General features: G+C 72.1%; 11 protein-coding genes. 6 read left to right on the top strand and 5 right to left on the bottom strand.

Annotated features, from left to right (window positions below):
- Window positions 1-40 precede the first annotated feature (40 nt).
- Window positions 41-961, bottom strand: coding sequence for an HDOD domain-containing protein (locus IT371_06225; protein ID MCC6747238.1), 921 nt, complete (start codon window positions 959-961; stop codon window positions 41-43).
- Between the two features lie 110 nt (window positions 962-1,071).
- Here IT371_06225 and IT371_06220 point away from each other — a divergent pair, with 110 nt between their 5' ends.
- Both IT371_06220 and IT371_06215 read left to right on the top strand, forming a co-directional pair.
- Window positions 1,072-2,163 carry a UDP-N-acetylmuramate dehydrogenase gene (locus IT371_06220; protein MCC6747237.1) on the top strand — a complete coding sequence of 364 codons (1,092 nt, stop codon included), beginning with the start codon at window positions 1,072-1,074 and terminating at the stop codon, window positions 2,161-2,163.
- 164 nt (window positions 2,164-2,327) lie between these two features.
- Window positions 2,328-4,643 carry a PAS domain S-box protein gene (locus tag IT371_06215; GenBank protein MCC6747236.1) on the top strand — a complete coding sequence of 772 codons (2,316 nt, stop codon included), beginning with the start codon at window positions 2,328-2,330 and terminating at the stop codon, window positions 4,641-4,643.
- A gap of 39 nt (window positions 4,644-4,682) precedes the next feature.
- On the opposite strand, the gene IT371_06210 is transcribed toward IT371_06215, so the two are convergent.
- A complete protein-coding gene (locus tag IT371_06210; protein MCC6747235.1) occupies window positions 4,683-6,914 on the bottom strand; it encodes a PQQ-binding-like beta-propeller repeat protein in 2,232 nt (743 codons plus the stop codon).
- A 384-nt stretch (window positions 6,915-7,298) separates the two neighbouring features.
- On the opposite strand from IT371_06210, the gene IT371_06205 reads away from it, so the two are divergent.
- A complete protein-coding gene (locus IT371_06205) occupies window positions 7,299-8,585 on the top strand; it encodes a TIM44-like domain-containing protein (protein MCC6747234.1) in 1,287 nt (428 codons plus the stop codon).
- Between the two features lie 10 nt (window positions 8,586-8,595).
- Window positions 8,596-9,750, top strand: a complete 1,155-nt coding sequence (gene proB, locus IT371_06200; GenBank protein MCC6747233.1) for a glutamate 5-kinase — start codon at window positions 8,596-8,598, stop codon at window positions 9,748-9,750.
- A 198-nt stretch (window positions 9,751-9,948) separates the two neighbouring features.
- On the opposite strand, the gene IT371_06195 is transcribed toward proB, so the two are convergent.
- Window positions 9,949-10,254: a redoxin domain-containing protein gene (locus IT371_06195; protein ID MCC6747232.1), complete on the bottom strand. Its 306-nt coding sequence runs from the start codon at window positions 10,252-10,254 to the stop codon at window positions 9,949-9,951.
- A gap of 27 nt (window positions 10,255-10,281) precedes the next feature.
- Window positions 10,282-10,491, bottom strand: a complete 210-nt coding sequence (locus IT371_06190; GenBank protein MCC6747231.1) for a hypothetical protein — start codon at window positions 10,489-10,491, stop codon at window positions 10,282-10,284.
- Window positions 10,492-10,578: 87 nt separating this feature from the next.
- On the opposite strand from IT371_06190, the gene IT371_06185 reads away from it, so the two are divergent.
- Complete coding sequence (locus IT371_06185) at window positions 10,579-11,835, top strand: glutamate-5-semialdehyde dehydrogenase (protein ID MCC6747230.1); 1,257 nt, start codon at window positions 10,579-10,581, stop codon at window positions 11,833-11,835.
- Window positions 11,836-12,058: 223 nt separating this feature from the next.
- Complete coding sequence (gene rpsU, locus IT371_06180; protein ID MCC6747229.1) at window positions 12,059-12,424, top strand: 30S ribosomal protein S21; 366 nt, start codon at window positions 12,059-12,061, stop codon at window positions 12,422-12,424.
- A 74-nt stretch (window positions 12,425-12,498) separates the two neighbouring features.
- On the opposite strand, the gene IT371_06175 is transcribed toward rpsU, so the two are convergent.
- The gene (locus IT371_06175) at window positions 12,499-13,119 is read right to left on the bottom strand and encodes a hypothetical protein (GenBank protein ID MCC6747228.1); all 621 of its coding nucleotides are present in this window, start codon (window positions 13,117-13,119) and stop codon (window positions 12,499-12,501) included.
- Between the last annotated feature and the right edge of the window lie 283 nt (window positions 13,120-13,402).

Below are 13,402 nucleotides of genomic sequence, written 5' to 3'. Positions count from 1 at the left end.
CCGCTGCGTGGCCAAGGACCGCGGAGCTTCGACTCCCCTCCTACGCGCCGATGGCTCCGATCCAGTCCTGGGCTGTCTGCCGGAGCTCGGGCCAGGCCGTGACGATGCGGTCCGTCTCGAGCCCGAGCTCGGTCGCCGGACTCTCGGCGTCGACGCGCGCTCGCGTGTCGTCCGAGAGCTCCTGTTCCCCGACGGTGTACGAGAGCAGGTCGGCGAGCCGCACGAGCGCCACGAGCCGGGCCAGCGCCGGGTCGGTCCCGGCCGTGCGCGTCCGTTCGGGCTGGTGGTGCCACGCCACGACGGTCGGGACGGGCTCGGGGATCTGCCAGCGCCGCAGCACGTGCCCGGCCAGCACCGCGTGGTCGTAGCCGAAGCGGGCGCGCTCGCGTTCGTGGGTCGGCCGGGGGTCCTCGGCCGAGGGAGCGAGCAGCTCCGGGTAGCCCGGGTCGTTGACCTGCAGGAGCAGGAGCTTGCCGATGTCGTGGAGCAGCGCGCAGGTGATGATCTCGTCGTGCGGCGTGCGCGCGAGCTGCGCCAGTTGTCGCGCCATCCCGGCCGCGGCGAGCGAATGGTCGCGCACCTGGCTCTCGGCGCCGGCCCGGTCCTTGAACATCTCCAGCACGGCGATGCTGGTGACGAGGTTCGTCAGCGAGCGGCTGCCGAGGAGCGTCACCGCGTGTTCCACCGAGCCGCAGGGCGCGCTCAGACGATAGGCCGCCGAGTTCACCAGCTTGAGGACCCGCATGGCGAGCAGCGGGTCGTGTTCGATGATGCGGCTCAGCTCGCGCACCGAAAAGTTCGGATCCCGAAGCAAGCCCATCAACCGCGCGGCCGAATCGGGAAAGGGCCGCAGCTCGATGAGGTCCGCCACGGCGGCGACCATGCTGTCGGCGGCGGCCTGCTCGGCCGGGTCGTCGGTCGCATCGTGAAACCAGAGATCGTCATGCAGCTCCGCAGCCACCCTGTCCTCTCTTCCACCCCCCTGGAGGTCCTTTGTACCACGGGGGAGCGCACCCGGTCCCTCGTGCTCTTTGCGCTCCGAGGGTCCTGCCCGGTACGATGGGTCACCCCATGCGCGAGCGCCTCGACGAACCCCTATCGAACTGGACGACCCTTGGCGTCGGGGGCCCCGCGCGGCGCTTCGTGCAGCCCGAGAGCGAGGAGGAGCTCTGCGCGCTCCTGCGCGAGACCCGCGCGACCGGGGAGGAGACGGTGCTCCTCGGCGGCGGGAGCAACGTGGTGGTCTCGGACGAGGGGGTCGCCGGCTGCGTCGTCGCGCTCGGGGGCCTGCGGGGGGTGCGGCGCTGCGCCGAGCGAGAAGACGCGGTGGAGCTGGAGGTGGCGGCCGGGGAGCCGTTCGACCCCTTCGTCGCGCGCTGCGTGGCCGAGGGACTCGCGGGGCTCGAGTGCCTCTCGGGGATCCCGGGGCTGGTGGGGGCGACGCCGATCCAGAACGTGGGCGCCTACGGCCAGGAGGTGCGCGATTGCATCGTGGCGGTCAGGAGCTACGACCGCTGCGCCGACGCGATCGTGGAGCTGGACGCCGCGGCCTGCGGCTTCGCCTACCGGACGAGCGTGTTCAAGACGACGCTCGCCGGCCGCCACGCGGTCCTGTCGGTCACCTTCCGACTGCGTCCGGGCCCGCCGGCGCCGCCGCGGTACGCCGAGCTCGCCCGTGCACTCGCGGCCCGCGACGGGGCTCCGGCGCTCGAGGGCGTGCGCGAGACGGTGCTCGGGCTCCGGCGGCAGAAGGCCATGGTGCTGGACCCCGCCGACCCCGACAGCCGCAGCGTGGGGTCCTTCTTCACGAACCCCATCGTGACCGACGAGGAGGCGCGCGCCGTCGAGACCCGCGCGAGAGCAGCGGGGCTCCTCGGCGACGGGGAGTCCTTGCCGCGCTTCGCCGCCGGCCCGGGGTCAAGCAAGCTACCGGCGGCCTGGCTCATCGAGCGTGCGGGCTTTCACAAGGGCTACGGAGCCGGCGCGGCGGGCCTATCGAGCAAACATTGCCTGGCCATCGTGAACCGCGGTGGAGCCGCGGCCCGCGAGGTGGTCGCGCTGGCGCGAGAGCTCCGGGCCGAGGTGCTGCGCCGCTTCGGGGTCACCCTCGAGGCGGAGCCGGTCTTCGTGGGGTTCGCGGCCGGGCATCCGCTCGCCGCCTGAGTCCGTGGCTTCCGGACAGGGGGTTTTCGCGGGGCGCGCCGGATTTTTCTGTCCCGCGGGAATTACCAGAAGCGGCTTGCGAAAACCCCCTGCATGGCGTATTCGACGGATCTGCAAGGTGGCCGTCCGGGGGGGCGGCAGAGATGGACCGGCGGGCGGTGGCGATGCGGACTCTCCTTCTGTGCGGCGAACGCTCGAGCGCCCCAGGTGTGCTGGAGGCCCAGATCCGGGCCCTCGGGCACGAGGTGCGCGTGGTTCATGACGCCGGGGACGCGCTCGCTCTGCAGCGCGATCAGCTCTTCCCCCTCGTGATCGCCGAGCACACGCCCCCTGCGCTGGACCTCGTGGCCTTCTGCCGGGAGCTTCGACTGCATCCGCGCGGCCTGGAACCGGTGATCATGGCGCTCGTGGAGGACGCGACCCCGGGGGCCGTCGAGCCTCTTCTCCACGCGGGGGTCACGGCCTGGCTCCCCACTGGCGCGGGAAGCGATCGACTGCGGCTCGCGCTGGTGGCGGCCGTGTACCAGGCGGAGCGCGTGCACGAAGGCATCCGCCAGGGTCGAGGGCTGATGCGCGAGGCCGTGAACAACGCCGGGGTCGTGGTCTTCGCCTACGACCAGCGGGGGACCTTCACCCTCTCGGAGGGAGGCGGGTTGCGCGCGCTCGGGCTCGAGTCGGGCCAGGTCGTGGGGCGCAGCTTCGAGGAGGCGTTCGGCGACGAGCCGGAGGTGACGGAGAGCTGCCGACGCGCGCTCGAGGGGCGCGAGCAGCGCGGGCTCGTGCACCTACGCGGCCTGGATCTCGACTGGGACTGCTGGTGGGGCCCCATGCGCGGGGAGGACGGTCGGCTCGCGGGGGTGCTCGGCGTGGCGATGAACGTGACGGGGCAGCGCCGCGCCGAGGCGGCTCAGCTTCGCACCGAGGCCAGCTTCCGCAACCTCATCGAGCGCTGCCCGGTGGCGGTGCTCGTCCATCGCGGGGAGCGTGTCTGCTACGCGAACCCCACGGCCGTGCGCCTGCTCGGTCGAGCCGACGCGGGGGAGCTGCTCGGGCGCTCGCTCTTCGAGCTGGTGCACGCGGAGGACCGGCAGCGGCTCGAGAGCGCGATCTCGGCGCAGCGGCCCGGGCGCGGCGACCCGCCGCTCCTCGATCTGCGCCTGCGCCGCGTCGACGTGGGGGAGACGACCGTCGAGGCCTACACGCTGGACGTCACCTTCGAGGGCGAGCCCGCCTGGCTGCTCGTCATGCACGACGTCACCGAGCGGCGACAGCTCCAGGCGCAGCTCATGCAATCCGATCGGCTGGCCTCGGTGGGCACGCTGGCGGCGGGAGTGGCGCACGAGATCAACAACCCACTCTCCTACGTGGTGGGGAATCTGGGGCTCCTGGCGGAGCGCCTGCCGAAGCTCGCCACGCTCGCCCGTCGCGGGCAAGCCGCGGACGAAGCGGGCGCCGGCGCCTCCGGGGTGGCGGGGCAGCTGGCCGCGCAGCTCGACGAGCTCAGCGAGCTCGTCCAGGAGGCGGTGCAGGGGGGGGATCGCGTGAGGAGGATCGTACGAGACCTGCGTTTCTTTTCGCGTGGAGACGACGAACGCCGCGTGCCGGTGGAGCTCGCGCCGGTGCTCGACGCCACGCTGCGCCTGGCGGAGAACGAGATCCGGCACCGGGCCCGGCTCGTGCGAGACCTCGGCCCGCCGGTGCGCGTGATGGGCAACTCGGCCCGTCTCGGCCAGGTCTTCTTGAACCTGGTGCTGAACGCCGCGCAGGCCCTTCCCGACGGCCAGGCGGATCGACACGAGATCCGCCTCGCGACGTCGGTGCCCGAGGAGGGGTGGGTGGAGGTCGTGGTGGCCGACACGGGGCCCGGTATTCCACGCGAGCTGCTCAACCGGGTCATGGACCCCTTCGTCACGACCAAGCCGGTGGGGGTGGGCACGGGCCTGGGCCTGTCGATGTGCCACGGCATCGTCTCGCACCTGGGAGGGGCGCTGCGGGTGGAGAGCGAGGAAGGGCGGGGGACGCGGGTGACGGTGCGACTTCCCACGACGGACGAAACGCCCTCGGGAGAGCACGCGGCGGTGGCCGCGGCCCCCCTCGCGCAGCGCTACCGGTTGCTCGTCCTCGACGACGAGCCGCTCGTGGGCGTGATGGTGCGGCGGATGCTCACGGAGGCCTTCGAGGTGGAGACCGAGACTACCGCGCTCCGGGCGCTCGAGCGGCTTCGCAGCGGGCAGCGGTTCGACCTCGTGCTCTGCGACCTGATGATGCCCGTGCTCTCGGGGATGGACTTCTTCGCCGAGCTCGAGCGCCTGGACGGCGAGCAGGCGCGGCGGGTGGTCTTTCTGACGGGGGGCGCCTTCACGCCCCGGGCGCGTGAGTTCTTGGACCGCACGCCGAACCCCTGCCTCGAGAAGCCCTTCGAGCTGGAGGAGTTCCGGCGACTGGTGGGAGAGCTCCTGCCCCCGCGGCCCCTCTCGTAGGCCGGCCGCGTTCCGCGGTGCGGTTCCCGACGGAGAAGCCTACCGGCGAACCACGGTCAGGTCCCGCGGTCCTTCGAGGTAGATCACCGGATCCCCCTGATACCAGGCGATGCGACCGTGGACGCGGACCCGGCTGCCGAGGCGGACGAGCCGCTCGGGGCCGCCCGGAAAGCGCGGCCAGGCGGCCCGTCGCACCTTGGCCTTGAAGACCCCCTGGTGCGGATACGCGAAGCCGAAATAGACCGCTTTGCCGTTATTAAAGATATAACGCACCGTGCCCTCGACGATCTTCAGCTCGCCGGGGTGCTCGCGGGCCTCGGTGAAGGGGATCACCGCGGGTCCTCGCGCGGGCCGCGGCTTGGCCCCCGGGTTCGGGATGCGTCCCCCGGGGACACTGTCCACCCCCACGGGTCCCGGCGGCGGCGGGCCCACTAGCGGCGTCCCGGCCTGCAGCGCGACGATGGCGCCGTCGCAGCTGCGAAAGTAGACGGTGCTGTTCGAGACCACCCAGGTGGCGTAGTCGCCGTTGTAGGCGTCGTAGACCTGGCCGGCCTTGTAATAGATGTAAAAGCCGGCAGGATAGGCGCGCGGGTCGCTGTCCTGGATCAGGCCCCCCGCGCAATAGTGGCCGGTGCTATAGCCGCAATTCGACGCCGAGGTCGTGATATGCGGCAAATCGCGGCTCGCGATGCGGTTGCCGAAGGCCCCGCGGGCGGCGCTGCGGTCGGTGAGCTCGAGCGCGTAGCCCGCCATCCAGTGCCCGCCGAGGAGCTGGCTCCCCGAGACGACGGGATTCGGCTGCTCGTCGGTGAGAACGTTGTGGTTGTATTGAATGAAACGCACCTCGCCTCCGCCGTAGCCGGCTACGGTGGTGCTATCCAGCAGGAGCTCGACGAAGACCGAGTCCCAGCGCGCGTCGGTGGTGCTGCTCCCGCGCCCCACCGTGTAGACCACCTCGCTCCCGTCGCCGAAGCGCTTCACCACCGGCTGCGGCCCCATGGGCATGTAGCCGCCGTCGCCGTAGCCGCCGTGGCCCACGTTGCAGATGAAGGGGGAGCTGCCGTCGTCGAGCTTAAGCGCGAAGAGGGCCTGCTGTCCCGGGTTGCCCTGCAGGTTGGTGCGGATCTGCGCGTTGGTCGTGGGCCAGGGGTTCCAGGTCCACATCGTGTCCCAGTCCAGGCGGAGCTTGATCAGGACCAGCCCGTGCCCCTCGGCCACGACGGGCCAGCCCCAGAGGTACTCGACGGGGCTCCCCGGGGCGCGCGTGGTGGGCTTGACGCGCCAGGCGCGGGTCGCGACGGGGGTGCTGCCGTTGGCGATGGCGTGGACGTAGAGGTCGGCGGTGGCCACCACCACCCGATTCTTGCTCGGCGAGTAGGCGGGCGGGGTCTGCACGGGCGAGCCAGCGTCGTAGGTCCAGACGACGGCCATCGTAGCCGCGTCCACCGCGTGGACCTTGTTTCCCGACGAGACGAAGACCCGCCCGCCGGCGAGCGCCGGGGGCGTGGCGAGGGCCGCGCCGGCGGCGTACTGCCCGGTGACCTGGCCCGAGGAGGCGTTCAGCCGGTAGAGCGTGCCGTTGTCCGAGGCTACGTAGAGCGAGCCCCCATCGTAGGCCGGGGTGGAGAGGATCGAGCCGCCGGGCTTCGCGCTCCAGAGCTCGGCCCCGGTGGCCTCGGAGAGCGCGGTGATCCCGTCGGCGCCGCGAGCCACGTAGACCCGCCCCGCGCCGGTGACGGGTTGCACGTTGCGGGGGAGGCCCGTCTTGCCCGAGGAGATGCCGCCGCTCGCGTTCGGACCGTTCCAGGACCACTTCCAGCGCCACGGCGCGGCGACCTCTTGCGAGGTGAAGCTCGTGCGCTGCGCGTCGTGCGCGTGCTGCGTCCATTCCCCGGCCACGGGGGGCGGCGGGACCGGGCCGTCGCTCTTCGGTGCGCTGTCGCGGCGCGGCCCGTCGGCCTTCGGAGCGCCGTCGCGGCGCGGGCCGTCGCTCTTCGGTGCACCGTCGCGGCGCGGACCATCCCGGCGGGGACCGTCGGTCAGGGGCGTGGCGCCATCGTTGCCCGGCTGCGCCCCGTCGCCCCCCGGGGCGAGGCCGTCTGTGGCGGGGCCGTCCTGCGGGGCTCCGTCGCGGAGCGCGCCGTCCGAGAGCTGCTGGCCGTCGAGGCCTCCGGCGCCGTCGGTGCGGCTCGGCGTTTCGTTGCAGGTGACGCAGGCCAGAGAGAGCAGCGCCGTCACGGCGAGCCGTCGCTTCGTCCTCGATATGCGCATCGTCCGAGTGTAGCCCGGTGCGGGCGGATTTCCCATGGCCCGCCCGGGACAGCGGCGTAAGATAGCCGCATGCGCGAACACACGATGATCCGAACGGCCGCCGGAGTGGTGTTTCTGACCGCGCTCGCTCTGAGTCCTAATGCGGGCTCGCGCCCCGGCGGAGGGCGCAGCTACGTCTCGCCCAGCCGGGGCTCGAGCACCTACCGATCCAGCTCGAGCAGCTATCGGTCCAGCTCGACCAGTCCGCGCACTTCCACGACCTACCGTTCCTCGGGTACCTCGAGCCCCTTCAAGCCGGCGCCGCGTCCCGTGGTGCCCTCGCGCCCGTCTTCACCCTCGGGGGGCGTGGTTGTGGTGCCGGTGCCCGTGCATGGACCGGTGGTCGTGACGTCTCCGTACGGGGCGCACGCGCGTTCCTCGCAGAGCTCGGCCGGGACGGTGGTCTTCATCGTGGCCGTTCTCGCCATCGCGCTCATCGTGGGGCTGCTCATCTGGCGCGCGCGCCGCAAGCCGGAGCGGGCGAAGATCGCCGTGGACTATGGCGCGCAGCAGCGCGGGATTGAGGCGCTCCAGCAGCGCGACGAGGGCTTCGACCCGGCAGCCTTCGCCGCCCGAACGCGCGAGACGATGGCCAAGGTGAACGAGGCCTGGCTTGGCGGGGACATGACCCCCGCGCGACGCCTGCTCTCCGACGGCGTGTACCTGCGCTTCCAGACCCAGCTCGGCCTGCTGCGGGCCCAGGGGCTGCGCAACGCGATGGCCGACTGGTCGGTGAAGAACGTGGAGCTTCTCGCCGCGCAGGCCGACGGCCACTGGGACACGGTGCACTGCAAGGTGGTGGGCGAGGCGCGCGACGCGGAGGTCCCGCTCGCCATGGGCCCCGAGGAGGCGGCGAAGAAGCTCTCCCGCGTAGAGCTCTCGAGCTACCACGAGGTCTGGTCCTTCATCCGGCGGCGGGGTCAGAAGACGAAGGGCGCGCCGGCGCTCGAGGGGCGCTGCTCGAGCTGCGGCGCGGATCTGCCGCTCGCCGAGACGGTGCGCTGCGACTACTGCCAGGCCGTCCTGAACTCGGGCGAGCACGACTGGGTGCTGGCGGAGATCACGCAGCCCGAGGAGTGGAACCTCGAGGCCGCCGAGGACGCCATCCCGGGGCTCGCGGAGCTCGAGCAGCGGGACCGCGCGGTGAGTCGGCAGGCGCTCGAGGATCGGGCCTCGGTGGTGCTGTGGAAGTGGCTCGAGGCCTGCGCGACCGGCAACCTCGAGAAGCTCCGCCGCTTCGTGGCCGTGGAGCTGGACCGCCCCGAGGCGCGGCAGCAGCTCGCGATCTACGCCGCCAAGCTCACCGACATCGCCGTCGGCAGCGTCGAGATCACGCGCGTGGAGCCGGGGAGCGCGGCGGGGCGCGACCGGGTCTACGCCGAGGTGCGCTGGAGCGCATCCGTCGACGGCAAGGAGCCCTACGGGATGATGCACCAGCTCGTGCTGGCGCGCTCGAGCCAGGCCACCACCCAGCGGGGGATCGCGTCGCTCGACTGCCCCGTCTGCCGCGGGCCGCTCGCGAACTCGGACGACACGACCTGCGGCTACTGCGGCGCGGCCCTCTCGGGGGGCCAGCACGAGTGGGACCTCGAGGCGGTGCTGGTGCCCGAGCAGAACGTGGACGAGGCGTAAGGGCCCCTTCATGTCCGTCGAGCTGAAGCACGAAGCGGCCGCTCAGCGGGAGGCCATCTCGCACGCGCGACGCGTGGTGATCAAGCTCGGCACGCGCGTGCTCGTTCGGCGGAACGGCCGTCCGGATCGGCGCCGCATGCGGGAGCTCGTGGCGCAGATCGCGGCGGTGAGGCGCGGCGGGCGGGAGGTGATCGTCGTCTCGTCGGGGGCCATCGGCGCGGGGATGGCCACGCTTGGCCTGAAGAGCCGTCCTACCGCGCTCCCCGAGCTGCAGATGGCCGCGGCGGTCGGGCAGTCGCGACTGATGGCCCACTATGACGAGCTCTTCTCGGCCGAGCGCTGCACCATCGCGCAGGTGCTGCTGACCCACGACGACCTGCGACACCGCGTGCGCCACCTGAACGCCCGCAACACCCTGATGACCCTGCTCCGGCACGGCATCGTGCCCATCGTCAACGAGAACGACGCGGTGGCGGTGGACGAGATCAAGTTCGGGGACAACGACCTTCTGGCCTCGCTGGTGACGCTGCTCGTGGACGCGGAGCTGCTGCTCCTGCTCTCGACGACCGACGGGCTGCGCGCGCCGGGGGTAGGCAAGCGGACCCGGCGCGTGGCCTACCTGCCGGCGGTCACGGAGGAGGCGCTGGCCCTGGCCTCGGGCAAGGGGAGCGCGCTCTCCACAGGGGGGATGGCGAGCAAGCTCGGCTCGACGCAGACCGTGGCCCGCGTGGGCGGCGTGGCCGTGATCGCCGACGGGCGCAGGGCCGGGACCATCTCGCGGGTGCTCGCCGGCGAGGACGTCGGCACGCTCATCGGGCGCTTCGCCCGCCGGGACGGTGGTCTCACCGCGCGCAAGCGCTGGATCGCCTACTTTCACAAGGCGCAGGGAGCGCTGGTCGTGGACGCCGGCGCGGTGCAGGCGCTGCAGAAGGGGGGGCGCAGCCTGCTGCCGGCGGGGGTTCGCGCGGTGGAGGGACGCTTCGAGGTGGGGGCCGTGGTGACGATCAAGAGCCCCGACGGAAGCGTCGTGGCGCGCGGGCTCACCGAGTACGCGAGCGCCGACCTCGAGCGCATCAAGGGGCGCCGCACGCACGAGCTCGGCGCGCTGCTCGGGCGGCCCCACGACGACGAGGTCGTGCACCGGGACAACCTGGTGCTGGTCTGACAGCGGCTGACGCTTGCGTCGATCCATCCCGCCATGCGGCGTCGCTCGCTGCGGTGCGTGCTCACAGCGCCAAAAAGGCTGCTCCGCGCGCTCCTTGCCTGGCGGGCGCCTCAACGCAAGCGTTCGCCGCTGTGAGCGGGGTTCTGGTCGGAGCGTGGCCCGCCTGGCCGCGATCGGCCCCGTCGGTGGGAACGACGGTCAGCGGGCCCCGTCGAGCGCCTTCAGGACCGTCGTGTTCGCGGGGATGTCCGACATGCTCGAGCTGTAGTGGTCGAAGACGATCGTGCCCGAGCGGTCGATCACGAAGAGCGCAGGCATAAGGCCGAGCTTGAGCAGCTTCCACTGCTGGCCGTACCGCCGCGCGACCTGCGCCTCGGGGTCCGGCAGCCCGGCGAAGGGGAGCTTCTCCTTGTCGAAGTAGGCGCGCACGTTCTCCGCGCTGTCCTTGACCACCACCAGGATCGTGGCCTTGTGCGCGGTGAACTTGCCGAAGTCGTCTCGCATCTGCCCGAGATGCTTGCGCGCGTACGGTCAGCTGAAGCCGCGCAGGAAGACCAGCACCACCGGCCCGGCCTTGCGGAGCTCGTCGAGGCTGGCCAGCTCTCCGCGGTGCGTCTTCGTCTGGAAGCTCGGGGCCTTGGCACCGACGGAGAGCATGCCTTTCTCCTTGGCGTGGAGGGCGGCGGGCAAGGCCACGCCGACGAGCAGGGCGAGCGATGGAACGAGCGTTCGTGCGTGCATCCTGGGCCCCATCCTGCCCGGAGATATGACACGGCGCCAGGCGCTGACAACCCCAAGCGCCCGCCGGGCCGTGGCATACTCGAGCCCATGTCGCTCCACGACGAGATGGTGCTGCTGGGAGACCGGGCGGTGGTCGCGGCGCGCGCGCTCGCGCGGCTGCGGTCGGCGCAGAAGGACGCGCTGCTGCTCGCCCTGGCCGAGGGGCTCCTCGCCGCGCGGGAGAGCCTGCGCGCGGCGAACGCGCTCGACCTCGCGGAGGGCCGGGCCGCCGGTCTCTCGGGCGCGCTGCTCGATCGGCTCGCGCTCGACGAGGCGCGCATTGACGCGATGGCGCGCGGGCTGCGAGAGATGGCTGCGCTCCCCGACCCGGTGGGCACGCTGCTCTCGCGCGCGACGCGGCCGAACGGGCTCGTGCTCGAGAAGGTGCGCGTGCCGATCGGCGTCATCGGGATGATCTACGAGGCCCGGCCGAACGTGACCGCCGACGCGGCGGGGCTCTGCCTGAAGGCGGGGAACGCGGTCATCCTGCGCGGGGGACGCGAGGCCCTGCGCACGAACCAGGCGATCGCGCGCGCGCTGCAGAGCACGGGAGAGGCGCACGGCCTGCCCCCGGCGGCGATCCAGCTCGTCGAGACGCCGGACCGCGAGGCGGTGCGGGAGCTCTGCCAGCTCGAGGGGCGCGTGGACCTCATCATCCCGCGCGGCGGGGAGGGCCTCATCCGCGCCGTGATGGAGGTGGCTCGCGTGCCGGTGATCAAGCACGCGAAGGGGGTCTGCCACACCTACGTGGACGCGAGCGCCGACCTGGCCATGGCGGTCGCGATCAGCGAGAACGCCAAGTGCCAGCGGCCGGGCGTGTGCAACGCGATGGAGACGCTGCTGGTGCACGAGGCGGTGGCGCCCAGCTTTCTGCCGCGCGTGGCCGAGCGCCTGCTCGCGCGCGGGGTGGAGCTCCGGGGGGACGCGCGGGCGCGGGAGTTCGTGCCGGCCATGAAGGCCGCCACCGAGGAGGACTGGTTCGCCGAGTACCTGGAGCTGATCCTGGCCGTGCGGGTGGTGCCCGACCTGGACGCGGCGATCGCGCACATCGAGCGCTACGGCTCGCGCCACTCGGATGCGATCGTGGCGGAGGACCGCGAGGCGCAAGCGCGCTTCACCCGCGAGGTGGACTCGGCGGCGGTCTACATCAACGCCTCCACCCGGTTCACCGACGGGGGCGAGTTCGGCATGGGGGCCGAGATCGGCATCAGCACGGACAAGCTCCACGCCCGGGGGCCGATGGGTCTCGAGGAGCTGACCACCTACAAATACGTGGTGACTGGTACGGGGCAGGTCCGGGGGTAGGCGTCCGGGGCAGGCGCCCGGGCCGCGGCTTCGAGGCCGTGGCTTCGAGGCCGTGGATTCGGGGCCTTGGATCCATTGTTTTTGGGGGGCGATCTGTAATAGATCTCTTGCGTCGGGCCGGCAAAGCCAGTAAGTAGGAGGCCCGCCGGAGACGGTGGACGGGCCCCAGGCCGCGCGCGGCGACAGACCGGCGCGGCGCCCGGACGATGCGAAGGACGAAGGAATGAGCACCACGGATAGCAAGGACGTCAACGCCGCGATTCCGTCGAAGACCGTCGAAGGACGGCCTCTCGAGGTCACGGTGGATGAGCGCGGCCTCGAGCGCGCCATGCGGCAGCTCAAGCGCAAGGTGGCGGCAGAGGGCGTGGGCCGCGAGATGAAGCGGCGCCGGCACTACGAGAAGCCGAGCGTGCGGAAGCGGCGCAAGGCGCGCGAGGCCGAGCGTCGTCGTCGTCGGTCGAAGCGCCGGAACGAAGCGCGGGGCAGCGGCGGGCCGGGCGAGCGGAGCGGCGGGCCGGGCGAGCGGAGCGGCGGGCCGGGCGAGCGGAGCGGCGGGCCGGGTGGCGGCGGCGGCGGCGGGCGCGAATAGCCTCTCTCGGGCCCTACCTGGCCCACGCTTCGACCTCCTCATTCACTCCAGAGTACCGACCGGGCTGCGAGCTCTCAGCAGACGCTGCGATAGATAGAGGCCTGCGCGTCGTCGTAGGCCTCGACGAGCTCCGAGACCCCATAAAACGTCTGCGGTAACCGTCGCGGGTTCGGCAGGAGCTCCTGCGGGTCGGCCAGCACCAGCGTCCCGTCGTCACCGATGAGGACCTGCGGATCCACGACGCGGATCCGCGCCGTCGCGAGAGCCGCGGTGAGGCGCGCCAGGTCGCGAGCCGACCTCTCGTTGAAGAAGGCCAGGCGCCGCTCGAGAGGATCCTTGGAGCCCACGGCGTAGCGGCGATAGACCACGCCCGGCGCTCCGTCGGAGGCGACGCCGCGCGCGACGACCTCGACGGTGGCCACGCCTGCGGCCCGCAGGCGACGCAGCGCGGTGCGCTCGCGCGCGAAGTGCTGGGCGGGGCTCCAGCCCTCGCCGGCCCCCTCGGGCCTCTCCTTTCGACAGAGGGCCAGCGCCAGGTTCGGGTTCCCCAGCACCGCGTGCACCTCTTTGTAGGCCCCGCGTCCGAGGAGCGCTCCGGGCGGAAACCGCTCGTCCAGGGAGCGCGCGTCGGTCGACGTATCGTCGACGGAGCGAAGGGCGTGGGCGAGGAGGCTCAGGTAGGCGCCGACGGGCATGCGAAGGTCCTCGGTCCCTCACGAGCAACAGCCATGCCGTTCCTCGGCGGGCGTTGTTTCGCGAGCTTCGGCGGCGGCGCAACCGGCAGGCGGCGGCGCCGGCGGTGAGGCAGTGGCTACCTCGGAGAGTGGGCCCGAGAGCGGATCCGAGAGGAGCCCCGGCCGCGGTCCGTCCAACGTTCGATGCTGACAAGATGGGGTAAAGACAGGCCTTTGCGCCTTTCGGAGAGGCCTCTGGAGGCTCGATGAGGCCGACAGGGGGCACCATCCATCGAAACGCCGG

The organism is Deltaproteobacteria bacterium, from assembly GCA_020848905.1.
In the GTDB taxonomy this organism is placed as follows: domain Bacteria; phylum Myxococcota_A; class Polyangia.
The sequence above is the reverse complement of the archived record's forward strand: the minus strand, read 5'-3'. Positions and strand labels throughout refer to the sequence as shown.